The 26,118-nt window shown below is 72.3% G+C and carries 26 protein-coding genes; 19 read left to right on the top strand and 7 right to left on the bottom strand.

Translation table 11 applies throughout. From position 1 onward, the window contains the following. Positions 1-39: 39 nt before the first annotated feature. The 3 genes from ADL34_RS08035 to ADL34_RS08030 all read right to left on the bottom strand — a co-directional run bounded on the left by ADL34_RS08035 (position 40) and on the right by ADL34_RS08030 (position 3,627). A complete protein-coding gene (locus tag ADL34_RS08035; RefSeq protein ID WP_062665345.1) occupies positions 40-2,421 on the bottom strand; it encodes a Tex family protein in 2,382 nt (793 codons plus the stop codon). 102 nt (positions 2,422-2,523) lie between these two features. Then, positions 2,524-2,655, bottom strand: a complete 132-nt coding sequence (locus tag ADL34_RS36040; RefSeq protein ID WP_256959483.1) for an LPFR motif small protein — start codon at positions 2,653-2,655, stop codon at positions 2,524-2,526. Positions 2,656-2,757: 102 nt separating this feature from the next. Next, positions 2,758-3,627 carry an SCO6745 family protein gene (locus tag ADL34_RS08030; protein ID WP_062665343.1) on the bottom strand — a complete coding sequence of 290 codons (870 nt, stop codon included), beginning with the start codon at positions 3,625-3,627 and terminating at the stop codon, positions 2,758-2,760. Between the two features lie 113 nt (positions 3,628-3,740). Here ADL34_RS08030 and ADL34_RS08025 point away from each other — a divergent pair, with 113 nt between their 5' ends. Beyond that, on the top strand, positions 3,741-4,700 hold the full coding sequence (locus ADL34_RS08025; RefSeq protein ID WP_062665341.1) for a GlxA family transcriptional regulator: 960 nt from the start codon (positions 3,741-3,743) through the stop codon (positions 4,698-4,700). A gap of 26 nt (positions 4,701-4,726) precedes the next feature. Beyond that, positions 4,727-5,362: a DJ-1/PfpI family protein gene (locus ADL34_RS08020; protein ID WP_062665339.1), complete on the top strand. Its 636-nt coding sequence runs from the start codon at positions 4,727-4,729 to the stop codon at positions 5,360-5,362. Here the strand turns inward: ADL34_RS08020 and ADL34_RS08015 are convergent. After that, complete coding sequence (locus ADL34_RS08015) at positions 5,349-6,104, bottom strand: enoyl-CoA hydratase/isomerase family protein (RefSeq protein ID WP_062665337.1); 756 nt, start codon at positions 6,102-6,104, stop codon at positions 5,349-5,351. The two genes, ADL34_RS08020 and ADL34_RS08015, sit on opposite strands and share 14 nt — an antisense overlap. A gap of 280 nt (positions 6,105-6,384) precedes the next feature. Here ADL34_RS08015 and ADL34_RS08010 point away from each other — a divergent pair, with 280 nt between their 5' ends. Then, positions 6,385-6,900, top strand: coding sequence for an ATP-binding protein (locus ADL34_RS08010; RefSeq protein ID WP_062665335.1), 516 nt, complete (start codon positions 6,385-6,387; stop codon positions 6,898-6,900). A gap of 25 nt (positions 6,901-6,925) precedes the next feature. On the opposite strand, the gene idi is transcribed toward ADL34_RS08010, so the two are convergent. The 3 genes from idi to galE all read right to left on the bottom strand — a co-directional run bounded on the left by idi (position 6,926) and on the right by galE (position 9,791). Further along, the gene (gene idi / locus ADL34_RS08005) at positions 6,926-7,522 is read right to left on the bottom strand and encodes an isopentenyl-diphosphate Delta-isomerase (RefSeq protein WP_062665333.1); all 597 of its coding nucleotides are present in this window, start codon (positions 7,520-7,522) and stop codon (positions 6,926-6,928) included. A 196-nt stretch (positions 7,523-7,718) separates the two neighbouring features. Further along, positions 7,719-8,654, bottom strand: coding sequence for a cation diffusion facilitator family transporter (locus tag ADL34_RS08000; protein WP_062665331.1), 936 nt, complete (start codon positions 8,652-8,654; stop codon positions 7,719-7,721). Positions 8,655-8,819: 165 nt separating this feature from the next. Next, positions 8,820-9,791, bottom strand: a complete 972-nt coding sequence (gene galE / locus ADL34_RS07995; RefSeq protein WP_062665329.1) for a UDP-glucose 4-epimerase GalE — start codon at positions 9,789-9,791, stop codon at positions 8,820-8,822. Positions 9,792-10,072: 281 nt separating this feature from the next. Here galE and ADL34_RS07990 point away from each other — a divergent pair, with 281 nt between their 5' ends. From ADL34_RS07990 to ADL34_RS07920, 16 genes are all read left to right on the top strand, one after another. Further along, positions 10,073-11,890, top strand: a complete 1,818-nt coding sequence (locus tag ADL34_RS07990) for a DUF5941 domain-containing protein (RefSeq protein WP_062665327.1) — start codon at positions 10,073-10,075, stop codon at positions 11,888-11,890. Next, the gene (locus tag ADL34_RS07985) at positions 11,887-12,639 is read left to right on the top strand and encodes a sugar phosphate nucleotidyltransferase (protein WP_062665325.1); all 753 of its coding nucleotides are present in this window, start codon (positions 11,887-11,889) and stop codon (positions 12,637-12,639) included. The genes ADL34_RS07990 and ADL34_RS07985 overlap by 4 nt, the downstream gene beginning before the upstream one ends. Beyond that, the gene (locus ADL34_RS07980; RefSeq protein WP_062665323.1) at positions 12,627-13,688 is read left to right on the top strand and encodes an iron-containing alcohol dehydrogenase family protein; all 1,062 of its coding nucleotides are present in this window, start codon (positions 12,627-12,629) and stop codon (positions 13,686-13,688) included. Before ADL34_RS07985 ends, ADL34_RS07980 begins: the two co-directional genes overlap by 13 nt. Beyond that, positions 13,666-14,445 carry a CDP-alcohol phosphatidyltransferase family protein gene (locus ADL34_RS07975; protein WP_079034025.1) on the top strand — a complete coding sequence of 260 codons (780 nt, stop codon included), beginning with the start codon at positions 13,666-13,668 and terminating at the stop codon, positions 14,443-14,445. The genes ADL34_RS07980 and ADL34_RS07975 overlap by 23 nt, the downstream gene beginning before the upstream one ends. A 5-nt stretch (positions 14,446-14,450) precedes the next feature. Beyond that, complete coding sequence (locus ADL34_RS07970) at positions 14,451-15,323, top strand: glycosyltransferase family 2 protein (protein ID WP_062665320.1); 873 nt, start codon at positions 14,451-14,453, stop codon at positions 15,321-15,323. A 96-nt stretch (positions 15,324-15,419) separates the two neighbouring features. Continuing rightward, the gene (locus tag ADL34_RS07965) at positions 15,420-16,349 is read left to right on the top strand and encodes an ABC transporter permease (RefSeq protein ID WP_062665318.1); all 930 of its coding nucleotides are present in this window, start codon (positions 15,420-15,422) and stop codon (positions 16,347-16,349) included. Then, positions 16,342-17,133: an ABC transporter ATP-binding protein gene (locus ADL34_RS07960; RefSeq protein ID WP_062665316.1), complete on the top strand. Its 792-nt coding sequence runs from the start codon at positions 16,342-16,344 to the stop codon at positions 17,131-17,133. Before ADL34_RS07965 ends, ADL34_RS07960 begins: the two co-directional genes overlap by 8 nt. 385 nt (positions 17,134-17,518) lie before the next feature. Then, the gene (gene hpnC / locus ADL34_RS07955) at positions 17,519-18,418 is read left to right on the top strand and encodes a squalene synthase HpnC (protein ID WP_062665473.1); all 900 of its coding nucleotides are present in this window, start codon (positions 17,519-17,521) and stop codon (positions 18,416-18,418) included. Further along, complete coding sequence (gene hpnD / locus ADL34_RS07950) at positions 18,415-19,365, top strand: presqualene diphosphate synthase HpnD (protein WP_062665314.1); 951 nt, start codon at positions 18,415-18,417, stop codon at positions 19,363-19,365. Before hpnC ends, hpnD begins: the two co-directional genes overlap by 4 nt. Next, the gene (locus tag ADL34_RS37200) at positions 19,365-19,520 is read left to right on the top strand and encodes a DUF6380 family protein (RefSeq protein ID WP_400092227.1); all 156 of its coding nucleotides are present in this window, start codon (positions 19,365-19,367) and stop codon (positions 19,518-19,520) included. Before hpnD ends, ADL34_RS37200 begins: the two co-directional genes overlap by 1 nt. Then, positions 19,517-20,947, top strand: coding sequence for a hydroxysqualene dehydroxylase HpnE (hpnE, locus tag ADL34_RS07945; RefSeq protein ID WP_062665312.1), 1,431 nt, complete (start codon positions 19,517-19,519; stop codon positions 20,945-20,947). The genes ADL34_RS37200 and hpnE overlap by 4 nt, the downstream gene beginning before the upstream one ends. Next, the gene (locus ADL34_RS07940; RefSeq protein WP_079034024.1) at positions 20,947-22,083 is read left to right on the top strand and encodes a polyprenyl synthetase family protein; all 1,137 of its coding nucleotides are present in this window, start codon (positions 20,947-20,949) and stop codon (positions 22,081-22,083) included. Before hpnE ends, ADL34_RS07940 begins: the two co-directional genes overlap by 1 nt. 143 nt (positions 22,084-22,226) lie before the next feature. Continuing rightward, the gene (gene shc / locus ADL34_RS07935) at positions 22,227-24,245 is read left to right on the top strand and encodes a squalene--hopene cyclase (RefSeq protein WP_062665308.1); all 2,019 of its coding nucleotides are present in this window, start codon (positions 22,227-22,229) and stop codon (positions 24,243-24,245) included. Further along, positions 24,242-24,883 carry a 1-hydroxy-2-methyl-2-butenyl 4-diphosphate reductase gene (locus ADL34_RS07930; protein ID WP_062665305.1) on the top strand — a complete coding sequence of 214 codons (642 nt, stop codon included), beginning with the start codon at positions 24,242-24,244 and terminating at the stop codon, positions 24,881-24,883. The genes shc and ADL34_RS07930 overlap by 4 nt, the downstream gene beginning before the upstream one ends. Positions 24,884-24,888: 5 nt before the next feature. Further along, positions 24,889-25,911: an adenosyl-hopene transferase HpnH gene (gene hpnH / locus ADL34_RS07925; RefSeq protein ID WP_055619147.1), complete on the top strand. Its 1,023-nt coding sequence runs from the start codon at positions 24,889-24,891 to the stop codon at positions 25,909-25,911. 4 nt (positions 25,912-25,915) lie between these two features. Next, a partial coding sequence (locus ADL34_RS07920; RefSeq protein ID WP_159038901.1) for a flavodoxin-dependent (E)-4-hydroxy-3-methylbut-2-enyl-diphosphate synthase occupies positions 25,916-26,118 on the top strand: 203 nt, incomplete at its 3' end.

Below are 26,118 nucleotides of genomic sequence, written 5' to 3'. Positions count from 1 at the left end.
GGTGGGCGGGGCGCACCCGCCCACCCCGTCACACACCGGTCAGCGCTTGCCGTTCTTCCCGTCGAGCAGGCCCGCCTTGCGCAGGGCGTCCGCCATCGCGCTGTTCGCCGGGGGCGGTGCCTGGCGGGAGCCGCCGCCCTGGCCGCCCCGGCCGCCCCGGCCACCACCGCCCTGACGCTGCTGCGGAGGACGTCCGCCGCGCTGGCGTCGCTCGCCGCCGCCCTGCCGGTCCTGGGGAGCGGCCTCGTCGTCCAGGCGGAGCGTCAGCGAGATCCGCTTGCGCGGGATGTCCACGTCGAGGACCTTCACCTTGACGATGTCGCCGGGCTTCACCACGTCCCGCGGGTCCTTCACGAACGTCTTCGACAGCGCCGAGACATGCGCCAGACCGTCCTGGTGGACGCCGATGTCGATGAACGCCCCGAACGCCGCCACGTTGGTGACGACGCCCTCCAGGACCATCCCCGAGGACAGGTCGGCGATCTTCTCGACGCCCTCCTTGAAGGTCGCCGTACGGAAGGCCGGGCGCGGGTCGCGGCCGGGCTTCTCCAGCTCCTTGAGGATGTCCGTCACGGTCGGCAGACCGAACGTCTCGTCCACGAAGTCGTCGGGCCGCAGCGAGCGCAGCACCCCGGTGTTGCCGATCAGCGCGGCCACGTCCTGACCGGACGTCTTCACGATCCGCCGCACCACCGGGTAGGACTCGGGGTGGACGCTGGACGCGTCCAGCGGGTCCTCGCCGCCGCGGATGCGCAGGAAGCCCGCGCACTGCTCGTAGGCCTTCGGGCCGAGCCGCGCCACCTTCTTCAGCTGCCCGCGGGAGGTGAAGGGGCCGTTGGCGTCCCGGTGGGACACGATGTTCTCCGCGAGACCGGAGGTGATGCCGGAGACCCGCGCGAGCAGCGGCGCCGACGCCGTGTTGACGTCCACGCCCACGCCGTTCACACAGTCCTCGACGACCGCGTCCAGCGAGCGCGAGAGCTTCACCTCGGACAGGTCGTGCTGGTACTGGCCGACGCCGATCGACTTCGGGTCGATCTTCACCAGCTCGGCCAGCGGGTCCTGCAGCCGGCGGGCGATCGACACCGCGCCGCGCAGCGACACGTCCATGTCGGGCAGTTCCTGCGAGGCGAAGGCGGAGGCCGAGTACACGGAGGCGCCGGCCTCGGACACCATCACCTTGGTGAGCTTCAGCTCCGGGTGCCGGGTGATCAGTTCACCGGCGAGCTTGTCGGTCTCGCGGGACGCCGTGCCGTTGCCGATCGCGACGAGCTCGACCGCGTGCTCCTTCGCCAGCCGGGCCAGCTTGGCGATGGCCTCGTCCCAGCGGTTGGCCGGGACGTGCGGGTGGATGACGTCGGTGGCGACGACCTTGCCGGTGGCGTCCACGACGGCGACCTTGACGCCGGTGCGGAATCCGGGGTCGAGGCCCAGCGTCGCCCGGGTGCCGGCCGGGGCGGCCAGCAGCAGGTCGCGGAGGTTGGCGGCGAACACGCCGACGGCGTCGTCCTCGGCGGCCGTCCGCAGGCGCAGCCGCAGGTCGATGCCGAGGTGGACGAGGACGCGGGTGCGCCAGGCCCAGCGGACCGTGTCCTGGAGCCACTTGTCGGCGGGACGCCCGCGGTCGGCGATCCGGAACCGGTGCGCGATCATCCCCTCGTACGAGGACGGGCCGTCGGTGGGCTCCTCCGGCTCCAGGACGAGGTCGAGGACCTCCTCCTTCTCGCCCCGCAGCATCGCCAGGATCCGGTGCGAGGGCAGCGCGGTGAACGGCTCAACGAAGTCGAAGTAGTCGGCGAACTTGGCGCCCGCCTCCTCCTTGCCCTCGCGGACCTTGGCGGCAAGGCGCCCGCGCGTCCACATGCGCTCGCGCAGCTCACCGATCAGGTCGGCGTCCTCGGAGAAGCGCTCCGTCAGGATGGCCCGGGCGCCGTCCAGGGCGGCCTGCGGATCGGCGACGCCCTTGTCCGCGTCCACGAACGCGGAGGCGGCGGCCAGGGGCTCGACGGTCGGGTCGTCGAGCAGGCCCTCGGCCAGCGGCTCGAGGCCGGCCTCCCGGGCGATCTGCGCCTTGGTGCGGCGCTTGGGCTTGAACGGCAGGTAGATGTCCTCCAGGCGGGCCTTGGTCTCGGCGCCGCGGATCCGCGCCTCCAGCTCCTCGGTCAGCTTGCCCTGCTCCCGCACCGAGTCCAGGATCGCCGTCCGCCGCTCCTCCAGCTCCCGCAGGTAGCGCAGCCGCTCCTCGAGCGTGCGCAACTGCGCGTCGTCGAGCATCTCGGTCGCTTCCTTGCGGTAGCGGGCGATGAAAGGCACCGTCGAACCGCCGTCGAGCAGCTCCACGGCAGCCTTCACCTGCCGCTCCCGTACGCCGAGCTCTGCGGCGATCCTGCCTTCGATGGACCCTACGAGGGGTGTCGTCACGATCCCGTCCCGCCTTCTGACTGAGGTTGCGCGGCAATTGTGGCAGGTGGCGCCGACAACCGGGGATCAGGGCGGGTCCCGGGCCCGTCGTGGCGGGGCGGGTCAGGCCCGGCGGCCGCGAGCGCTGCCGGACGCCCCGCCGAACAGCCGGGCGAGCGCCCGGAACGGAAGCGTCACCACGGTGGCGATGGCGCCGCCGATCTGACGCAGGACATCTGCGATGGCACGGAACACGTCGTTCACCTCTCCTCGGCGGCCGCCGGTCGGCCGTCGAGGTCACGGGTACCGCGCTCGGCGCTGGTCATGCCCGGCGGAGCCGTGCCGGGCCAATCTCTCTCAGCCCTTGCCGAGCAGGTCCTGCGGGAAGGCCCCGGCCGTGGCCGCCGTGCGCGCGAACCCGGCGCCCAGCTCCGTCAGCCGGGCCACGCCGTCCGCCCCGAGACGCCGGTACGGCGCCTGGTCGAGACGGTCGGTCTCGGCTTCGATCTCCTTGCGCAGGGCGACTCCCTGGGGCGTCAGCTCGCCCGCCTCGTCCAGCAGGCCGCGCCCGCGCAGCCGGCCGCAGGCGGCGTCCCAGTCCTCCTGGGACCAGCCGCGGGTCGCGAACACCCACTTCGGGGTCATGCCCTTGCCGGTCGCCGTGTGGGTCACCACCGCCTCCAGGCCGTCCAGCTCGGCCGACATCAGCACGGCCAGATGCCCGTCGCCCCGGTGCTCGCGCAGCAGCGTCGTCGCATGGAAGTACGCGAGGTGCGGCTGGTCGGGCACGGGCAGGTCCGCGTATGCGGAGTACAGCGGCCGGGCGCTGCGGGAGCACCCCTCGGTGGCGCGCAGCGCGAGCCGGGCCGCCTCGGTCATCTCCGCCGACGCCAGCGCCTCCTCGCCGAGCAGCCGGCGCAGCGTCCGGTCCACCGCTCGCGCGCGGGCCGCGAGAACGGCCTCCGGCGAGGCGACCGACCAGACGGCCGGGACGTGCCGGGCCACGGCCTCGTGCTTGTAGTTGTAGAACGCCGCCGTCACCGCGCCCGCGCCCACCGGGCCCATCGCCGCCGCCCGCACCGCGAAGTTCACGGCCTTGGGGTGCGTGATCCCGAGCGCGCCCAGCTCCTCGCCCGTCTCGGGCGCGAAGTACAGCGTCGCGTGGAGGGAGTTGAGCATGTTCTGGCAGCGTCGGCCGGCACGCGGCTCCAGGGCGGCAGTAGTCATGGCCCGAGGTTACCAACCGCTTGGTACGTCGCCAGGGGCGCGCGTCCGCCATGGCAGGAAAGGTGGGGTCCTCGTCATTGCGGCCGTCCGCCCGGGCCCGAAGAATCGAAGGCATGGCCCAGCGAACCGTTCTCTTCGTGCTCTTCGACGGCGTCCTCAGCCTGGACGTCAGCGGTCCGCTGGAGGTCTTCGCCGGGGCGGAGACCTACCGTCCGGGCACCTACCGCATCCGCACCGCATCCCTGAACGGCGGCCCCGTCCGCACCTCCGGCGGCCTGACCCTCGTACCCGACCAGGCGCTCGGCGACCGGCTCGACGCGCACACCCTCGTCGTCCCCGGCGGCCACGGCACCCGGGACCCGGACCCCGCCCTCACCGACTGGCTGCGCTCCCACGCCCGCACCGCCGAACGCCTCGTCTCCGTCTGCACCGGCTCGCTGCTGCTGGCCGCCGCCGGGCTCCTGGACGGGCGCCGCGCCACGACCCACTGGGCGTACTGCGGCAAGCTCGCCCGCGACCACCCGGAGGTCGCCGTCGAGCCCGACCCCATCTACGTCCGCGACGGACAGGTCTCGACCTCCGCCGGCGTGACCTCCGGCATCGACCTCGCGCTCGCCCTGGTCGAGGAGGACCTCGGCCGGGACATCGCCCTCGGCATCGCCCGCCACCTCGTCGTCTTCCTGCGCAGGCCCGGCAACCAGGCGCAGTTCAGCGCCCAGCTCGCCGCCCAGACCGCGCGGCGCGAGCCGCTGCGGGAGGTCCAGCGCTGGATCGCCGAGCATCCCGAGGCCGACCTCTCGGTCGAGGCGCTCGCCGCCCGCGCGAGCCTCTCCCCGCGCCACTTCGCCCGCGCCTTCCAGGACGAGACCGGCACGACCCCCGGCCGCTACGTCGACCGGGTCCGCCTCGAACACGCCCGCCGCCTCCTGGAGGACACCACCGACGGCGTCGAGGAGATCTCCCGGGCCGGCGGCTACGGCACCCCCGAGGCCATGCGCCGCGCCTTCGTGCGGACCCTCGGGGTGTCCCCGGCCGAGTACCGCCGCCGCTTCCGCCCCGCCTCCACACCCTGACACCCGCCCGACCCGGAAGGAACGCCATGCAGATCGCCATGGTCCTGTACGACCGCTTCACCGCCCTCGACGTCGTGGGCCCCTACGAGGCGCTGAGCCGCCTCCCGGACGCGCGCGTCGACTTCGTCGCCGAGCAGGCCGGACCGGTCCGCGCCGACACCGGCTTCCTCACGCTGACCGCCGGCAAGGCCCTGGCCGACGTGCCGCACCCCGACGTCGTCGTGGTGCCCGGCGGCCCCGGGACGTTCACCGAGATCGAGAACGAGACCCTCCTGGACTGGCTCCGGACCGCCGACGCCACGACCGCCTGGACGACCTCGGTCTGCTCCGGCTCGCTGCTCCTGGCCGCCGCCGGCCTGCTCCGGGACCGCCGCGCCGCCTCGCACTGGCTGACCCTGGACTTCCTGCCGCAGTACGGCGCCGAGCCCACCGCGGACCGCGTCGTCACGGACGGCAAGTACGTCACCGCGGCCGGGGTCTCCGCCGGGATCGACATGGCCCTCACCCTGGTGGGCCGGATCGCGGGCGACGAGCACGCCCAGGCCGTCCAGCTGCTGACCGAGTACGACCCGCAGCCGCCCTACGACGCGGGCTCGCCGCTCAAGGCGCCCGCGCACCTCGTCGAGGAGTTCCGCACCGACAGCCGGTTCACCCTCGTGTAGACGCGGTCCAGGTGAAGCGCGGCTGCCTGCGCTCCAGGAAGGCGGCGACCCCCTCCGCGGTGTCGCCGCTCTCGCGCGCCCGCCGCTCCCAGTGCCCGTCGCGGTCGGTGCGGCCGTTCGCGAACTCCTTGGCGGCGGCCTGCGTCAGCTGCGAGCGTGACGCCAGCACCCGGGTGAACTCCGCGACCCGCTTGTCCAGTTCGCCCTCCGGCAGCACCTCGTCCACCAGACCCGTGCGCAGGGCACGCTCCGCGTCGATCAACTCGCCCGAGAACAGCAGGTACTTGGCGGTGGCCGGACCGACCAGCGACACCAGCCGCCGGGTGGAGGAGGCCGGGTAGACGATCCCGAGCTTCGCGGGCGTCACCCCGAACAGCGCGCCCTGCTGCGCGAACCGCAGATCGCACGCCGCCGCCAGCTGGGCCCCGCCGCCCACGCAGTGCCCCCGGACCGCCGCCAGCGTCGGCTTCGGGAAGGCCGCCAGAGCCTCCTCGGCAGCCACGGCCAGCTCCTGCGCCTCCCGCGGGGACCCCTGGAGCGTCGAGATGTCGGCGCCCGCGCAGAAGGTCCCGCCCTCCCCGGTCAGCACCAGCGCCCGGACGTCCGGGTCGGCGGCCAGCGTGTCGAGCAGCGGGGGCAGTGCCCGCCACATCGCGGCCGTCATCGCGTTGCGCTTGGCCGGATGGTGGACGACGACGGTGGCGACCGCGTCGGCGACGCGGTGCAGCAGCTGGGGCTCCATGCGCGGGATGCTATCCGCCGGTGCCGGACGGCCCTCCGCGGAGGGTCCGCCGCCGGAAGGATCGTCCGCGCTCGGCACGCCCCCAAACCCGTACAACCCGAATAGTTCGCCAAGTCGGCATCCGGGGGGTCAACAGTGGTCCCACATCTGACCGTGTCATACGCCAACGGTCATAATCGCTCGATACCTGCTGACTTCTGTTCAGTTCTCCGGTCGGGACCGGTGCGTTCCCAACACTCGACGTGTGGTGACAATCGAGCGCAAGGGTGGCGACCGGACGATGGAGAACCACGGGCGCGGGTCCGGCCCGCGCCCAGCGGGCGGCGCGGAGGACTCCCTCGATCCACGGCCGCCGGACCCACTGCCGTACGAGGGCGTCTGGCGGTTCACCGCCCCCGCCGTGGAGGCGTCCGTCCCGCAGGCCCGGCACGCCGTGCGGGACCTGCTGTACCGCCAGGGCGTACCGGTCCCGGACGACCTGGTCCAAGGGCTGCTGCTGATCGTCTCGGAGCTGGTGACGAACGCCGTACGGCACGCGGCGCTGCTGTCACCGATGCTCGCCGTGGAGGTCGCCGTCGGCGCGGAGTGGCTGCGGGTGTCCGTCGAGGACAACCACCCCTACCGGCCGACCGCCCTGGAGGCCGACTACGGGCAGACCGGGGGCCGGGGGCTGCTCCTGGTCCGCGAGATCACCCGCGAGGCGGGCGGCGTCTGCGACGTCGAGCACACGGCGAGCGGCGGGAAGGTGATCTGGGCCGCCGTCCCGCTCGAGCCGGTCCGGGACCCGTACCCGTAGGCCGGGCCCCGGCCGGGCGGGAACGTCACCAGCCGGCCGACGGACCCGTCAGCTCGCGGACGGCGGGACGGGCCGCGTCCAGCACGGTCATGAACCAGGACGAGAACGGGTCCTTCGCGTGCCGCTCGGCCAGTTCGGCAGCCGTGACGAACGCGGTCCCGCCGACCTCCTCCGGGTCCGGCCGCGGCGCGGCCTGCACCAGGCCGACGAAGAGATGGTTGTACTCCTGCTCCACCAGGCCCGAGTCGGGGTCCGGGTGGTTGTAGCGGACCGTGCCGGCCTCGGCCATCAGCGAGGGGGAGACACCGAGCTCCTCGTACGTGCGCCGGGCCGCGGCCGCGAAGGGGGCCTCGCCGGGGTAGGGGTGGCCGCAGCAGGTGTTGGACCAGACACCGGGGGAGTGGTACTTGCCGAGCGCCCGCTGCTGGAGCAGCAGCCGGCCCTGCTCGTCGAAGAGGAACACGGAGAACGCGCGATGCAGCTGCCCGGGCGGCTGATGGGCGGCGAGCTTCTCCGCGGTGCCGATCGTCACACCGTTCTCGTCGACCAGTTCCAGCAGAATCGCGTCAGCGGCGGCGCCCTTCGACGGACTCTGCGTCGAGGTGGCAGGTGTGATCGGCATACCCATCCTTCACATCGGTGTTGCGCCCCAAGTGTGCCGTACGAATCCGGCACTCCCGGCAAGTGATCGTGCCCGGCGCGGCGGGTGGGGAACCGCCCGCGGGGGCGCCGCGGCGCGAGGAAGCCGGGGACCACCGGATCGCCGTACCCGCGTTCGTACGGGCGTCCCGTCCGACCGTACGCCTGTTCCGGCCGGGTCAGTGGCAGAGCCGGGACTCGTGCTGCGCGTGACCGGCGGGCTCCAGCTGGAAGGTGCAGTGCTCGACGTCGAAGTGGTGGCCGAGGCACCCCTGGAGCTCGTGCAGCACCTTCTCGTGGCCGATGGCGTTCAGGACGTCGGAGCGCACCACCACATGGGCGGACAGCACCGGCATCCCCGAGGTGATCGTCCACGCGTGCAGGTCGTGGACGTCCTCGACGCCGTCCACGGCGAGGATGTGCGCCCGCACCTCGTCCATGTCGACGCCCTTCGGCGCCGACTCCAGCAGGACGTCGAGGGTCTCGCGCAGCAGCTTCAGGGTGCGCGGCACGATCATGACGCCGATGACCAGCGAGGCGATCGGGTCGGCGGCCTGCCAGCCGGTGCCGAGGATCACGGCGGCGGAGACGATGACCGTCAGCGAGCCGAGGGTGTCCGCGGCCACCTCCAGGAACGCGCCGCGTACGTTCAGGCTCTCCTTCTGGCCCCGCATCAGCAGGGACAGCGAGATCAGGTTGGCGACCAGGCCGATCGAGCCGAAGACGATCATCAGGCCGCCCTCGGTGTCCGCCGGGGTGAAGAACCGCTCGACGGCCTCGTACAGGACGTACCCGCCGACGCCGAGCAGCAGCAGACAGTTGGCGAGGGCGGCGAGGATCTCCGCGCGGGCGTAGCCGAAGGTGCGGGTCGTGCTCGCCGGCCGGTTCGCGAAGTGGATCGCGAGCAGGGCCATGCCGAGACCCACCGCGTCCGTCGCCATGTGCGCCGCGTCCGCGACCAGGGCCAGCGAGTCCGCGGCGACGCCGCCGACGATCTGCACCACCATGACCCCGAGCGTGATCGCCAGCGCGACCCGCAGCCGCCCCCGGTAGGCGGCGGCCGCCGTACCGGTCGGGGGCCCGTGCGCGTGCCCGTGGTCGTGCCCAGCCCCCATGGGAAGCCGCCCTTCTGGTCGTACGGCGATCGCGACCGCCCGTCCGGGATGACAGTCAACTACGGGTAGGGGGTATCCGGCAACGCGGCGTTGAATACCGTTGTCATGTGCCGTGACCTGCGGAAACGTTCCGCAGGTCAGCGCCGCGCGCCCGGACCGCGCGACTCAGCCGCCGTGGTGGAGCCGCCAGCCGGCCCACGCCGACTCGACCATCTCGCGTACCCCGCGCCGGGCCGTCCACCCGAGCTCCCGGGCGGCCAGCCCGGCCGAGGCGACCGCGCGCGGCGCGTCCCCGGGCCGGCGCCCCTCCACCACGGGAGGCCGCCGGTCACCGGTCACCTCACCGATCACGTCGATCAGCTCGCGCACGGAGACCCCCGTACCGCTGCCGATGTTCAGCGTGAGGTCGCCGCCCGCGTCCGGCGAGGACAGGCGACGGGCCGCCGCCAGGTGCGCCTCGGCGAGGTCGGCGACATGGATGTAGTCACGGACGCACGTGCCGTCCGGCGTCGGATAGTCGTCGCCGAAGATCCGCGGCGCCTCGTCGCGGGTGAGCCGGTCGAAGACCATGGGCACGATGTTGAAGACGCCGGTGTCCGCGAGCTCCGGCGCGGCGGCGCCCGCCACGTTGAAGTAGCGCAGGCACACCGTCGCCATGCCGTGCGCCTGTCCCGCCGCCCGCACCAGCCACTCCCCGGCCAGCTTGGTCTCGCCGTACGGGTTCACCGGGGCGCACGGGGTCCGCTCCGTGATGAGGTCCACATCCGGGTTGCCGTACACGGCGGCGGACGACGAGAACAGCAGGCGCCGGACACCTGACTCCGCGGCCGCGTCCAGGAGCGTGGCGAGACCGCCCACGTTCTCCCGGTAGTAGCGGGTGGGCTGCGCCACCGACTCCGCGACCTGCTTGCGGGCCGCGAGATGCACCACGCCGGTCACCCCGTGCTCGGCGAAGACCCGCTTGAGCAGGTCGCCGTCCAGGGAGGAGCCGCGCACCAGCGGCACCTCGGCCGGCAGCCGCGCCGGGAACCCGGCCGAGAGGTCGTCCAGGGCGAGGACCCGCTCCCCGGCGTCCGTCATGGCCCGCGCCACATGTGCTCCGATGTAGCCGGCCCCGCCTGTGATCAGCCATGTCATGGTCGCCCACCCTATGCCGACCCACCACGGCCTCCCGCAATGTCCCCGGTGCCCCGGTCTGTACCGGCCGGGTTTGTGGGCGGCCCCCGCGATCCCCGATGATGATCGCCGGGCGGCACCGGGCGAACCACGTCGATCGTCACGCCGAACGGCCGGTGAACGTCGGCTTCCCGTCATCCGATAGCCTCTGCCGACACGCCGCCCGGCCGCCACCGGCAAGGGGCGCCGCCACCATGTACATGACCGGCGTGAGCACGCCGGCACCCAGGGAGTGAGTTCGGTTGCCGACCGCCATCCTCACCGGTCAGCCGGTCCCCGGATCGTCGATCGAGGGCGATCTGCGGTCCCTCGGCTACGACGTCCGGACCGCCTCGGATCCGGCCGACGCCGAGACCCTTCTCGCCCAAGTCCCCGGTGACCAGCGCGTCGCCCTGGTCGACGCCCGCTTCGTCGGTCACGTGCACGCCCTGCGTCTCGGCCTGACCGACCCCCGCTTCCCGCTCGCCGCGATCCCCGGCGCCGTCACCGCCCAGCCCGCAGGCCGGCAGGCGCTGACCCGCGCCGTGGCCCGCGAGACGTCCGCGGGCGGCGGCACGGCCGTGGCAGTCGACAGCCTCGCCGACCGCGTCGCCACCGCCCTCGACGCCGAGGGCACCGACGTGCACCGTCCCGAGCTCGGCAGCCTGGTCGCCGCCGTCCCGGCCGACCCGCAGGCCCGCAACGAGGCCCGGCAGTCCGTCGCCTCCGTCGACGACGAGGCCATACGCCTGAAGTCGGCCGTGAAGGCCCGCGACGGCTTCTTCACGACCTTCTGCATCAGCCCCTACTCGCGCTACATCGCGCGCTGGTGCGCCCGGCGGGGCCTGACCCCCAACCAGGTCACCACCGCGTCCCTGATCACCGCGCTGATCGCGGCGGGCTGCGCGGCCACCGGCACCCGCGGCGGGTTCGTCGCGGCCGGCCTGTTGCTGATCTTCTCGTTCGTGCTCGACTGCACCGACGGGCAGCTGGCCCGCTACTCGCTGCAGTACTCCACGCTCGGCGCCTGGCTCGACGCCACCTTCGACCGGGCCAAGGAGTACGCCTACTACGCGGGCCTCGCCCTCGGCGCGGCCCGCGGCGGCGACGACGTGTGGGCGCTCGCCCTCGGCGCGATGATCCTGCAGACCTGCCGGCACGTCGTGGACTTCTCCTTCAACGAGGCCAACCACGACGCCACCGCCAACACCAGCCCCACCGCCGCCCTCTCCGACAAGCTCGACAGCGTCGGCTGGACGGTGTGGGTGCGGCGCATGATCGTGCTGCCGATCGGCGAGCGCTGGGCCATGATCGCCGTGCTGACGGCGCTCACGACGCCCCGCATCACCTTCTACGCCCTGCTCGTCGGGTGCGCGTTCGCCGCCACGTACACCACGGCCGGCCGGGTCCTGCGCTCGCTGACCCGCAAGGCCCACCGCACCGACCGGGCCGCCCAGGCGCTCGCCGACCTCGCCGACTCGGGACCGCGCGGCCTCGGCTTCGCCGCCGTGCTGAAGAAGCCCGCCCGGCGGCTGCCCGGCTTCGCCCTCCCGGCCGTGGCCCTCCTCGGCGGGGTCCTGGTCGTCGCCGTGTCCGCCGCGGCCGGACTCGGCACCCCCTGGCCGGCGCTCGCCGCGCTCGTGTACGCCGTGACCTCGGGCCTCGCCGTCGCCCGCCCCCTCAAGGGCGCCCTCGACTGGCTGATCCCGCCGGTCTTCCGGGCCGCGGAGTACTGCACCGTCCTCGTGCTCGCCGCCAAGGCGGACGTGAACGGAGCCCTTCCTGCGGCTTTCGGCCTGGTGGCGGCCGTCGCCTACCATCACTACGACACGGTGTACCGCATCCGCGGTGGCGCCGGCGCGCCCCCGGCCTGGCTGGTGCGCACCATCGGGGGGCACGAAGGACGGACCCTGCTCGTCACCCTCCTCGCCGCGGTGCTCACCGCGTCGCAGTTCACGGTCGCGCTCACGGCTCTCGCCGTGGCCGTGGCCCTGGTGGTGCTCGTCGAGAGCATCCGCTTCTGGGTGACCGCCCACAAGGGCGGCGCACCCGCCGTACACGATGAAGGAGAACCCGCATGATCGGCCTCGTGCTGGCGGCCGGCGCCGGACGGCGTCTGCGCCCCTACACCGACAGCCTCCCGAAGGCTCTGGTGCCGGTGGGCCCCGCGGGCATAGAGGGCGAACCGACGGTTCTCGACCTCACTCTCGCCAACTTCGCCGAGATCGGCCTCACCGAGGTCGCGATCATCGTCGGCTACCGCAAGGAGGCCGTGTACGAGCGCAAGGCGGCGCTGGAGGCGAAGTACGGCCTCAAGCTCACCCTCATCGACAACGACAAGGCCGAGGAGTGGAACAACGCCTACTCCCTGTGGTGCGGCCGTGACGCCCTCAAGGACGGCGTGATCCTCGCCAACGGCGACACCGTGCACCCGGTCTCCGTCGAGAAGACGCTGCTCGCCGCCCGCGGCGAGGGCAGGCGGATCATCCTCGCCCTGGACACGGTGAAGTCCCTGGCCGAGGAGGAGATGAAAGTCGTCGTCGACCCCGCCAAGGGCATGACGAAGATCACCAAGCTGATGGACCCCGCCGAGGCCACCGGCGAGTACATCGGTGTCACCCTCATCGAGGGCGACGCCGCCCCCGAGCTGGCCGACGCCCTGAAGGCGGTCTGGGAGACCGACCCGCAGCAGTTCTACGAGCACGGCTACCAGGAGCTCGTGAACCGCGGCTTCCGGATCGACGTGGCGCCGATCGGCGACGTCAAGTGGGTGGAGATCGACAACCACGACGATCTCGCCCGTGGACGGGAGATCGCGTGCCAGTACTGACCCGGCTCATCCCCTCGCCGGTCGTCGTGGACATCCGCCCGGGTGCCCTCGACGATCTGGCGTGCGTCCTCGCCGACGAGCGCATCTCCCACTCCGGCAAGCTCGCCGTCGCCGTCAGCAACGGCTCCGGCGCCCGGCTGCGGGAGCGGCTCGCCCCCGCGCTGCCCGGCGCCTCCTGGTACGAGGTCGGCGGCGGCACCCTGGACGACGCGATCCGGCTGGCCGGCGACATGAAGGCCGGCCACTACGACGCCGTCGTCGGGCTCGGCGGCGGCAAGATCATCGACTGCGCCAAGTTCGCCGCGGCCCGCGTGGGCCTGCCCCTGGTCGCCGTGCCGACGAACCTCGCGCACGACGGACTGTGCTCGCCGGTCGCCACGCTCGACAACGACGCCGGACGCGGCTCCTACGGCGTGCCGAACCCGATCGCCGTCGTCATCGACCTCGACGTCATCCACCAGGCCCCGGCCCGCTTCGTGCGCGCCGGTATCGGGGACGCCATCTCCAACATCTCCGCCATCGCCGACTGGGAGCTCGCGCACCGCGTCAAGGGGGAGAAGATCGACGGCCTCGCCGCCGCGATCGCCCGCCAGGCCGGCGAGGCCGTGCTGCGGCACCCCGGCGGCATAGGGGACACCGGCTTCCTCCAGGTGCTGGCCGAGGCACTGGTGCTCAGCGGTATCGCGATGTCGGTGTCGGGCGACTCCCGTCCCTCCTCCGGCGCGTGCCACGAGATCAACCACGCCTTCGACCTGCTGTTCCCGAAGCGCGCCGCCGCCCACGGCGAGCAGTGCGGACTGGGCGCGGCCTTCGCCATGTACCTGCGCGGGGCACACGACGAGTCGGCCTTCATGGCCGAGGTGCTGCGCCGGCACGGCCTGCCCGTGCTGCCGAGCGAGATCGGGTTCACGGACGACGAGTTCGTCCGCGCCGTGGAGTTCGCTCCGCAGACCCGGCCCGGCCGGTACACGATCCTCGAACACCTCGACCTGACAACCGACCAGATCAAGGACGTCTACGCCGACTATGTCAAGGCCATCGGTAGCTGAACTACGCCCCGTCGTTCACCCCGCGGGGGTGAAGGACCGGCGCAGCGGTGAGCACTGGATGGGACGCCTCTACATGCGCGAGGTGTCCCTGCGGGTCGACCGCTACCTGGTGAACACCAGGGTCACGCCCAACCAGCTCACGTACCTGATGACCGTCTTCGGTGTCCTCGCGGCCCCGGCACTGCTCGTGCCGGGGATCGCGGGCGCCGTCCTGGGCGTCGTGTGCGTCCAGATGTACCTGCTGCTCGACTGCGTCGACGGCGAGATCGCGCGCTGGCGCAAGCAGTACTCCCTCAGCGGCGTCTACCTCGACCGCGTCGGCGCCTACCTCACCGACGCGGCCGTGCTCACCGGCTTCGGGCTGCGCGCCGCCGACCTGTGGGGCAGCGGCCGTATCGACTGGCTGTGGGCCTTCCTCGGCACGCTGGCCGCGCTCGGCGCCATCCTGATCAAGGCCGAGACCGACCTCGTCGGCGTCGCCCGCCACCAGACCGGCAAGGAGCCGGTCAAGGAGGCCGCCGCCGAGATGCGCTCCTCGGGCATGGCGCTGGCCCGCCGGGCCGCCGCCGCCCTGAAGTTCCACCGGCTGATCCTCGGCATCGAGGCGTCGCTGCTCATCCTGGTCCTCGCGATCGCCGACCAGGTCCGCGGCGACCTGTTCTTCTCCCGTCTCGGCGTCGCGGTGCTCGCCGGCATCGCCCTCGTGCAGACCCTGCTGCACCTGGTGTCCATCCTCGCCTCGAGCAGGCTGAAGTGAGCGCCATGAAGGTCGGCGCGGTCGTCATCACGATGGGCAACCGCCCCGAGGAGCTGCGGGCCCTGCTCGACTCGGTCGCCAAGCAGGACGGCGACGCGGTCCAGGTCGTCGTGGTCGGCAACGGCTCACCCGTCCCGGACGTCCCCGAGGGCGTCCGCACGATCGAGCTGCCCGAGAACCTCGGCATCCCCGGCGGCCGCAACGTCGGCATCGAGGCCTTCGGCCCGAGCGGCCGGGACGTCGACGTCCTGCTCTTCCTCGACGACGACGGCCTGCTGGCCCGGCACGACACCGCCGAGCTGTGCCGTCAGGCCTTCGAGGCCGACCCGAAGCTCGGCATCATCAGCTTCCGCATCGCCGACCCCGAGACCGGGGTCACCCAGCGCCGCCACGTCCCGCGGCTGCGCGCCTCGGACCCGATGCGCTCCTCCCGGGTCACCACCTTCCTCGGCGGCGCCAACGCGGTGCGCACCCAGGTCCTCGCCGAAGTCGGCGGCCTGCCGGACGCATTCTTCTACGCGCACGAGGAAACCGATCTGGCATGGCGGGCCCTCGACGCGGGCTGGATGATCGACTACCGGTCCGACATGGTGCTGTACCACCCCACGACCGCGCCCTCCCGGCACGCGGTCTACCACCGCATGGTCGCCCGCAACCGGGTCTGGCTCGCCCGCCGCAACCTCCCCGCGCCGCTGGTCCCCGTCTACCTCGGCGTGTGGCTGCTGCTCACCCTTCTCCGGCGCCCCTCGGGGCCCGCGCTGAAGGCATGGTTCGGGGGATTCCGGGAAGGATGGACGACTTCGTGCGGTCCCCGGCGTCCCATGAAGTGGCGTACGGTGTGGCGGCTGACCCGACTGGGCCGGCCCCCTGTCATCTGACAGGCTCGGCCCCAAGGAGCACCGGCCCGCACCCCGGCCGCAGGTACATGCCAGACCCGCACAGGCTGCGCATCTCGATGACGAAAGTTTCAACTGGTGAGTGAGACAACGCACGACGGCCCGGTCGCGGTGAGCGCGCCGCCGTCGCCCGACGAGGGACTCACGGCGGCCGAGCTGGCCGCCAAGTACGGGCTGTCCGTGAGCGGCGCCCGCCCCTCGCTGTTCGAGTACGTCCGCCAGCTCCGGGACCGGCGGCACTTCATCCTCGCGTTCTCGCGGGCGAAGCTGACCGCCCAGTACAGCCAGGCCAAGCTCGGGCAGCTCTGGCAGGTGGCCACCCCGCTGCTGAACGCCGCCGTGTACTTCCTCATCTTCGGCCTGATCCTCCAGGCCGACCGGGGCATGTCCCGCGAGGTGTACGTGCCGTTCCTGGTCACGGGCGTCTTCGTGTTCACCTTCACCCAGAGCTCGGTGATGGCGGGGGTCCGCGCGATCTCCGGCAACCTCGGCCTGGTGCGCGCCCTGCACTTCCCGCGTGCCTCGCTGCCCATCTCCTTCGCGCTCCAGCAGCTCCAGCAGCTGCTGTTCTCGATGGTCGTGCTGTTCGTCGTGGCGGTGGCCTTCGGCAGCTACCCGTCGCTGTCCTGGCTGCTGATCGTCCCGGTGCTGGTGCTCCAGTTCTTCTTCAACACCGGCCTCGCGATGATCATGGCCAGGGCCGGCGCCAAGACCCCGGACCTCGCCCAGCTGATGCCGTTCGTGATGCGCACCTGGATGTACGCGTCCGGCGTGATGTTCTCCATCCCGATCATGCTGGAGGGCAAGCCGGAGTGGATCGCCACGGTCCTGCAGTGGAATCCGGCCGCGATCTACATGGACCTGATGCGCTTCGCCCTGATCGACGGCTACGGCTCCTCCAACCTGCCGCAGCACGTCTGGATGGTCGCGCTCGGCTGGTCGCTGCTGTTCGCCGTGGGCGGCTTCGTGTACTTCTGGAAGGCGGAGGAGAGGTACGGCCGTGGCTGAGCAGAACCCGGGTGAGCGCGTCGGGGACCGCGTCCCCACCGTCATCGCCGACGAGCTGCACATCGTGTACCGCGTCAACGGCGCCAAGTCCGGCAAGGGCAGCGCCACCGCCGCCCTGAGCCGCATCCTCAAGCGCGGCGAGGAGCGCGGGGTGCGCAAGGTGCACGCCGTGCGCGGTGTCTCCTTCGTCGCCTACCGGGGCGAGGCCATCGGCCTGATCGGCTCCAACGGCTCCGGCAAGTCCACCCTGCTGCGGGCCATCGCCGGCCTGCTCCCGGCCGAGAAGGGCAAGGTCTACACCGACGGGCAGCCCTCGCTGCTCGGCGTGAACGCCGCCCTGATGAACGATCTCACCGGCGAGCGCAACGTCATATTGGGCGGGCTCGCCATGGGCATGACCCGCGAGCAGATCAAGGCGCGCTACCAGGACATCGTCGACTTCTCCGGCATCAACGAGAAGGGCGACTTCATCACCCTGCCGATGCGCACCTACTCGTCCGGCATGGCCGCCCGGCTGCGGTTCTCCATCGCCGCCGCCAAGGACCACGACGTCCTCATGATCGACGAGGCGCTGGCCACCGGCGACCGCAAGTTCCAGAAGCGCTCCGAGAACCGCATCCGCGAGCTGCGCAAGGAGGCCGGCACGGTCTTCCTCGTCAGTCACAACAACAAGTCGATCCGCGACACCTGCAACCGCGTCCTGTGGCTGGAACGCGGCGAGCTCCGGATGGACGGTCCGACCGACGAGGTCCTCAAGGAGTACGAGAAGTTCACGGGCAAGTAGTCCACCCCGTGGTGGGCCGTGCGGCCCAGAACGCTTCGCAGGGCCTCGCCGGAACTGCTCCGGCGGGGCCCCGCGTCTGCAAAGGAAACGTCAACTCCGCCTGGCGTGAGGAATCTTGGCGCGGATCGGTGTGTTCTTGTGATGTGCAGGACACCCCCAGGAGCCGTGCAGCGTTGTACAACGTAAGCTGTACCGGTACCGAAACGCGCAAGTGGGGCGATAAGGCGTGATGCCCGCCTCCGGGCCGCCGCACGGAGGTCCGGGCGGCGTGTCCGAAATAGTGCGCATCGGGTCTGCGGTGTAGAACGGGAGATGTGACGGCAATGGCTACGGAAACTCCCCAGCTCCACGCAGCGTGCGCCGTCTTCGCGCCGGGCAGTCCACGATGACGGGTGCCGACGCGCTCGCCGCCGATCCGGAGCGCGCCACCCTCGACAAGGCCGCCGCGGAGAACTTCCCCGTGGCGCCGTTCTTCCTGCCCAGGGCCTGGCGCACCGACCTCATGGCCGTCTACGGCTTCGCCCGTCTCGTCGACGACATCGGCGACGGCGACCTGGCCGCCGGCGGTGCCGACGCCCGCCTGCTCGGCGTGTCCGGCATCGACGCCGACGACCGTCTCGTGCTCCTCGACGCCTTCGAGGCCGACCTGCGCCGCGTCTTCGACGGCACCCCGCGCCACCCCCTGCTGCGCCGCCTCCAGCCCACGGTCCGCCGCCGCTCGCTGAGCCCCGAGCCCTTCCTCGGCCTGATCGCCGCCAACCGCCAGGACCAGCTCGTCGGCCGGTACGAGACCTACGACGACCTCCTTGCCTACTGCGAACTGTCCGCCAACCCCGTGGGCCGGCTCGTCCTCGCCGTCACGGGGACCGCGACGCCCGAGCGGATCCGCCGCTCCGACGCGGTGTGCACCGCGCTCCAGATCGTCGAGCACCTCCAGGACGTCGCCGAGGACCTCGGACGTGACCGGATCTATCTGCCCGCCGAGGACATGAAGCGCTTCCACGTCGGCGAAAACGACCTGGCCGCGAAAACAGCAGGCGCATCGGTGCGCGCACTGGTTGCATACGAAGCCGAACGCGCCCGGAACCTCCTGAATGAAGGCACGCCTCTCGTGGGTAGCGTCCACGGCAGGCTCAAGCTGCTGCTGGCGGGTTTCGTGGCGGGGGGAAGGGCGGCCGTCGAAGCGATCGCCGCCGCCGAATACGACGTACTCACAGGCCCGCCCAAGGCCGGCAAGCTCCGGCTGCTGCGCGAGGTGGGCGGGACCCTGCGAGGAGAGGGGTGATCCGGACCGTGGAGTCTGCACCACACGTGTCCGCACCGGTACTCGCCGCCTACAGCTACTGCGAGACCGTCACCGGACGGCAGGCCCGGAACTTCGCCTACGGCATCCGGCTGCTGCCCACGCCCAAGCGCCGGGCGATGTCGGCGCTGTACGCGTTCTCGCGCCGGGTCGACGACATCGGCGACGGCGCCCTGCCCGGCGACGTCAAGACCGCCCGGCTCGAGGACACCCGGAACGTGCTGACCCGGATCCGCGACGGCGAGGTCGACGAGGACGACACCGACCCCGTCGCCGTCGCGCTCGCGCACGCCGCCGCCACCTTCCCGATCCCGCTCGGCGGTCTGGACGAGCTGATCGACGGTGTGCTGATGGACGTCCGGGGCGAGACCTACGAGACCTGGGACGACCTCAAGGTGTACTGCCGCTGTGTGGCGGGCGCCATCGGCCGTCTCTCGCTCGGCGTCTTCGGCACCGAACCGCACGCGCGCGGCGCCGAACGCGCCTCCGAGTACGCCGACACCCTGGGCCTGGCCCTCCAGCTCACCAACATCCTGCGCGACGTCCGCGAGGACGGCGAGGGCGGCCGTACCTATCTGCCCTCGGACGACCTGGCCAAGTTCGGCTGCTCGGCCGGCTTCCACGGGCCGACCCCGCCGGAGGGCTCCGACTTCGCCGGGCTCGTGCACTTCGAGGTGCGCCGGGCCCGCGCCCTGTTCGCCGAGGGCTACCGGCTGCTCCCCATGCTCGACCGGCGCAGCGGCGCCTGCGTGGCCGCCATGGCCGGCATCTACCGCCGCCTCCTGGACCGCATCGAACGCGACCCGGAGGCCGTCCTGCGCGGACGCGTCTCCCTGCCCGGCCGGGAGAAGGCGTACGTCGCCGTCCGCGGCCTGTCCGGGCTGGACACCCGGCACGTGACCCGGCGAGCCGTCAGGAGGCGTGCCTGATGGACCGCGCGCTGCGAGGCGGCACCCACGGAGACGACCCGGGCGGAAAGCGGCGGGCAACCCTCCGCGCCCGTACGGCGTCCCTGACGACGACGACCGGCCGAACGGCGTCCGGATGCCGGCACGGCGGTCGCACGGGGGAGGGCGCGCGATGACCGACGGCAGCACACGGCCCGACGGGCCGCTCGCCGGCGCCCCGGACCGCTCCGGACGGGACGCCGTCGTCATCGGCGGCGGGCTCGCCGGCGTCACCGCCGCGCTCGCGCTCGCCGACGCCGGCGTGCGCGTCACCCTGCTGGAGGGCCGGCCCAGGCTCGGCGGCCTCGCCTTCTCCTTCCGGCGCGGCGACCTGACCGTCGACAACGGACAGCACGTCTACCTGCGCTGCTGCACCGCCTACCGCTGGTTCCTCGACCGGATCGACGGGGCGGCTCTCGCCCCCCTGCAGGAACGTCTCGACGTGCCCGTCGTCGACCTCGGCAAGCCCGAGGGACGGCGGCTCGGCCGGCTGCGGCGCGACCCGCTGCCCGTCCCCCTGCACCTCGGCCGCAGCCTCGCCGCCTATCCGCACCTGTCGCTCGCCGAACGGGCGAAGGTCGGACGCGCCGCGCTCGCCCTCAAGGGCCTCGACCCGGCCGACCCGGCCCTCGACGACCAGGACTTCGGCAGCTGGCTCGCCGCGCACGGCCAGTCCCCGCGCGCCGTCGAGGCCCTGTGGGACCTGGTGGGCGTCGCCACCCTCAACGCCGTCGCAGGCGACGCCTCGCTGGGGCTCGCCGCCATGGTCTTCAGGACCGGCCTGCTGTCCGAACCGGGCGCCGCCGACATCGGCTGGTCCCGCGCCCCGCTGGGCGACCTGCACGACGGGCTCGCGCGCAAGGCCCTCGACTCCGCGGGCGTACGCACCGAGCTGCGCACCCGCGCCACCGGCCTCTCCCGCGACGCCGACGGACGCTGGAGCGTCCAGGTGCCCGGCGAGACGCTCACCGCGGACGCCGTCGTGCTCGCCGTACCCCAGCGCGAGGCCCACGCCCTGCTGCCCGACGGGGCCCTCGACGCCCCCGAGCGGCTGCTGCGCATCGGCACCGCACCGATCCTCAACGTCCACGTCGTCTACGACCGCAAGGTGCTCGCCGCCCCCTTCCTGACGGCCCTCGGTACCCCGCTGCAGTGGGTCTTCGACCGCACCGAGGCGGCCGGGCTCACCGAAGGCCAGTACCTCGCCGTGTCCCAGTCGGCCGCGCAGGACGAGATCGACGCACCCGTGGCCACCCTGCGGGAGCGCTACCTGCCCGAGCTGGAGCGGCTCCTGCCACGCACCCGGGGCGCCCGCGTCAAGGACTTCTTCGTGACCCGCGAGCGCACCGCCACGTTCGCCCCGACCCCCGGCGTCGGGCGGCTGCGGCCCGGCGCCCGTACCAAGGCACCCGGCCTGTACCTGGCCGGAGCGTGGACCGCCACCGGGTGGCCCGCGACCATGGAGAGTGCGGTCCGCAGCGGCGTCGGAGCGGCCGAGGCCGCCCTCGGCGCGCTCGGCAGGCCCCGCCCCGGCCATCTCTTCGCCATCGAGGAGGCGGCCTGATGCTGAACCAGCACGCGGCGGCAGGCCCCCGCACCCCCGGTACCGCAACAAGAGGAGAGACCGTGCCCACTGTGCCCCCGGCCGAGAAGGCCGCTCGAGAGACCGCGGTCGACGTGACCGCGCTCCTGGAGCGCGGGAGGACCCTGGCCACACCGGTACTGCGGACGGCGATCGACCGCCTGGCCGCTCCCATGGACACCGTCTCCGCCTACCACTTCGGCTGGATCGACGCCCACGGCAACCCCACGGCCGGCGACGGCGGCAAGGCCGTGCGCCCCGCCCTCGCGGTGCTCTCCGCCGAGGTCACCGGAGCCGCCCCCGAGGCCGGCGTCCCCGGGGCCGTCGCCGTCGAACTGGTCCACAACTTCTCCCTGCTGCACGACGACCTCATGGACGGCGACGAGCAGCGCCGGCACCGCGACACCGTGTGGAAGGTGCACGGCCCCGCCCAGGCCATCCTCGTCGGCGACGCCCTGTTCGCCCTCGCCTACGACGTCCTGCTCGAACTCGGCACCGTCGAGGCCGGCCGCGCCGCCCGCCGGCTCACCACTGCCACCCGCGCCCTGATCGACGGTCAGGCGCAGGACATCTCCTACGAGCACCGCGACCGCGTCAGCGTCGAGGAGTGCCTGGAGATGGAGGGCAACAAGACCGGCGCCCTGCTGGCCTGCGCCTCCTCCATCGGCGCGGTCCTCGGCGGTGCGGACGAGCGCACCGCCGACACCCTGGAGAAGTACGGCTACCACCTCGGCCTCGCCTTCCAAGCCGTCGACGACCTCCTCGGCATCTGGGGCGACCCGGACGCCACCGGCAAGCAGACCTGGAGCGACCTGCGCCAGCGCAAGAAGTCCCTGCCGGTCGTGGCCGCGCTCGCGGCGGGCGGCAGCGCCTCGGACCGGCTCGGCGAGATCCTCGCCGCCGACGCCAAGAGCAGCGACTTCGAGAACTTCTCCGAGGAGGAGTTCGCGGCCCGCGCCGCCCTCATCGAGGAGGCGGGCGGCCGAGAGTGGACGGCCGAGGAGGCACGCCGCCAGCACACCGTCGCCGTCGAGGCCCTCGACGCCGTCGACATGCCCGAGCGCGTCCGTGCACAGTTCACTGCGCTCGCCGACTTCGTCGTCGTCCGCAAGAGATGAACACCATCGGGGGAAGAGAGATGATCGGTATCGGTCGAATAGTCCTCGCGTAGTCGCCGGCCGGTGGCGCTGGACGCAGCGCCCCGGCCGACGGCGGACCCACAGCAGACGCACCGCTTGCAGCACTGCACGAAGGGGAAGCCATGACAGCGACGACCGACGGAAGCACCGGGGCCCTGCCGCCCCGGGCCGCCGCGGCCAGTGACATCCACAGCGAGACCCCCCTGGCGGCCGGGGCGCACGAGGCCGCCGAACGCGCCGTCCGGCGCGCCACCGACCACCTCCTGGCCCGCCAGGACCCCGAGGGCTGGTGGAAGGGCGACCTGGAGACGAACGTCACCATGGACGCCGAGGACCTGCTGCTGCGTCAGTTCCTCGGCATCCGCGACGAGGAGACCACCCGCGCCGCCGCGCTCTTCATCCGCGGCGAGCAGCGCGACGACGGCACCTGGGCCACCTTCTACGGCGGGCCCGGCGAACTGTCCACCACCATCGAGGCGTACGTCGCCCTGCGGCTGGCCGGCGACGCCCCCGACGCGCCCCACATGGCGAAGGCCTCCGCCTGGGTCCGGGCCCGGGGCGGCATCGCCGAGGCCCGGGTGTTCACCCGGATCTGGCTGGCCCTGTTCGGCTGGTGGAAGTGGGAGGACCTGCCCGAACTCCCGCCGGAACTCATCTACTTCCCGACCTGGGTGCCGCTCAACATCTACGACTTCGGCTGCTGGGCCCGGCAGACCATCGTCCCGCTGACGATCGTCTCCGCGAAGCGCCCGGTACGCCCCGCCCCCTTCCCGCTCGACGAGCTGCACACCGACCCGGCGAACCCCAACCCGCCCAAGCCGATGGCCCCGGTGGCGAGTTGGGACGGTGCCTTCCAGCGGCTGGACAAAGCACTGCACCAACTGCGCAAGGTCGCCCCGCGCAGACTCCGCAGGGCGGCCATGAACACCGCCGCCCGCTGGATCATCGAGCGTCAGGAGAACGACGGCTGCTGGGGCGGCATCCAGCCCCCGGCGGTGTACTCGGTCATCGCGCTGCACCTGCTCGGCTACGACCTGAAGCACCCGGTGATGCGCGAGGGACTGGCGTCCCTGGACCGCTTCGCCGTGTGGCGCGAGGACGGCGCCCGGATGATCGAGGCGTGCCAGTCACCGGTGTGGGACACCTGTCTGGCCACCATCGCGCTGGTGGACGCGGGCCTGCCCGCCGACCACCCGCAGCTCGTCAAGGCCGCCGACTGGATGCTCGGCGAGGAGATCGTGCGGCCCGGCGACTGGGCGGTCCGGCGCCCTCAACTGCCGCCCGGCGGTTGGGCGTTCGAGTTCCACAACGACAACTATCCCGACATCGACGACACCGCCGAGGTCGTCCTCGCGCTGCGCCGGGTCCGTCACCACGACCCCGAGCGGATGGAACGCGCGATCGGCCGCGGGGTGCGCTGGAACCTCGGCATGCAGTCCCGCAACGGGGCGTGGGGCGCCTTCGACGTCGACAACACCAGCCCTTTTCCGAACCGGCTGCCGTTCTGCGACTTCGGTGAGGTCATCGACCCGCCCTCGGCGGACGTCACCGCGCACGTCGTCGAGATGCTCGCCGTCGAAGGGCTCGCCCACGATCCGCGCACCCGGCGCGGCATCGCGTGGCTGCTCGCCGAACAGGAGCCGAACGGCTCGTGGTTCGGGCGCTGGGGCGTCAACTACCTCTACGGCACCGGGTCCGTCGTCCCGGCCCTGACGGCCGCCGGCTTCCCCGGCTCCCACACGGCGATCCGCCGGGCCGTCGCCTGGCTGGAGTCCGTCCAGAACGAGGACGGCGGCTGGGGCGAGGACCTGCGCTCCTACAAGTACGCGAAGGAGTGGAGCGGCAAGGGCGCCTCGACGGCCTCGCAGACGGCCTGGGCGCTGATGGCGCTCCTCGCTGCGGGCGAGAAGGACTCCAAGGCCGTCGAGCGCGGCATCGAGTGGCTGGCCGTCACCCAGCGGCCGGACGGCACCTGGGACGAGCCGTACTTCACCGGCACCGGCTTCCCCTGGGACTTCTCGATCAACTACCACCTCTACCGGCTGGTCTTCCCGCTGACCGCCCTCGGCCGGTACCTGTACGGGGAACCTTTCGCCGGAAAGGCGACCGCCCTCGCGGCCGACGCCGAGGGGAGCGGATGAACCCACAGCCCGCCCCGGCCCCGCTGCTGATCGCCTGCGCGCTCGGCATCGAGCAGATCGCCCTGCGCACCGGCGACCGGGGCGGGGCCGGCGGGCCGGTCACCGTGCTGCGCACCGGCATGGGCCCCCGTTCGGCGGAGCGCGCGGTGACCCGTCTGCTGGCCGGCCCGGAACTGGCGGAGGCCGCCGTCCTCGCCACCGGGTTCTGCGCGGGCCTCGCCCCCGGAATGCACCCCGGCGACCTCGTGGTCGCCGAGGAGACCCGGGATCCGGCGGGAACCGTTCCGTGCACGGGGACCGACCTACTGGTCAAAGCACTCACGCGGTCCGTCCCGGGCCGCACCGTCCACACCGGACCGCTCACCGGCTCGGACCATGTGGTCCGCGGTCAGGAACGGTCCGATCTGCTCACGACCGGCGCGATCGCGGTCGACATGGAATCCGCGGCCACGCTCCTGAGCGCCGTACGCACGGGCGAGCGCCCGGTTGCGGCCGTCCGGGTGGTCGTGGACGCTCCAGAACATGAACTCGTCCGGATCGGCACATTGCGCGGTGGAATATCGGCCTTCCGCGTTCTTCGTTCCGTTCTGCCTGCTTTCTACGAATGGCACCGTTCCTTGCTGCTCCCCAGGAGGTGAGCCAGATGGCCATGCCGCTGCGCCAGTCCATCAAGGTCGCTACTTACTTGGCTGAACAGAAGCTCCGCCGGCGCGACAAGTTCCCGCTCATCGTCGAGCTGGAACCCCTGTTCGCCTGCAACCTCAAATGCGAGGGCTGTGGCAAGATCCAGCATCCGGCGGGCGTCCTGAAGCAGCGCATGCCCGTGGCGCAGGCCGTGGGCGCGGTGCTGGAGTCCGGGGCGCCGATGGTGTCCATCGCCGGCGGCGAGCCGCTGATGCATCCGCAGATCGACGAGATCGTGCGGCAGCTCGTGGCCAAGCGCAAGTACGTCTTCCTGTGCACCAACGCCATGCTGCTGCGCAAGAAGATGGACAAGTTCACGCCGTCGCCGTACTTCGCGTTCGCCGTGCACATCGACGGCCTGCGGGAGCGCCACGACGAGTCCGTGGCGAAGGAGGGCGTCTTCGACGAGGCCGTCGAGGCGATCAAGGAGGCCAAGCGGCGCGGCTTCCGGGTCACCACCAACTCGACGTTCTTCAACACCGACACCCCGCAGACCATCATCGAGGTGCTCAACTTCCTCAACGACGACCTCCAGGTCGACGAGATGATGATCTCGCCCGCCTACGCGTACGAGAAGGCCCCCGACCAGGAGCACTTCCTCGGCGTCGAGCAGACCCGCGAACTGTTCAAGAAGGCCTTCGCCGGCGGCAACCGCCGCAAGTGGCGGCTGAACCACTCGCCGCTCTTCCTGGACTTCCTCGAGGGCAAGGTCGACTTCCCCTGCACGGCCTGGGCGATCCCGAACTACTCCCTCTTCGGGTGGCAGCGCCCCTGCTACCTGATGAGCGACGGCTACGTCCCGACGTACCGCGAGCTGATCGAGGACACCGACTGGGACAAGTACGGCCGCGGCAAGGACCCGCGCTGCGCCAACTGCATGGCGCACTGCGGCTACGAGCCCACCGCCGTGCTCGCCACCATGGGCTCGCTCAAGGAGTCGCTGCGCGCCATGCGCGAGACCGTCTCCGGAAACCGGGAGTGACCCCATGACCGCCATCTCCTTTGGCGTCCCCGAGGTACCGGCCCGGCCGGTCGCCGCGCGACGCGTGTCGCGGCAGATCCAGGTCGGACCGGTGGCGGTCGGCGGCGGCGCCCCGGTGTCGGTGCAGTCGATGACGACGACGCGTACGTCCGACATCGGTGCGACGTTGCAGCAGATCGCGGAGCTGACGGCGTCGGGCTGTCAGAT

The organism is Streptomyces sp. NRRL WC-3605 (assembly GCF_001509795.1).
Classification (GTDB): Bacteria; Actinomycetota; Actinomycetes; order Streptomycetales; family Streptomycetaceae; genus Streptomyces; species Streptomyces viridochromogenes.
Note: the sequence above shows the minus strand (reverse complement) of the source record. Positions and strands in the feature narration are given on the sequence as shown.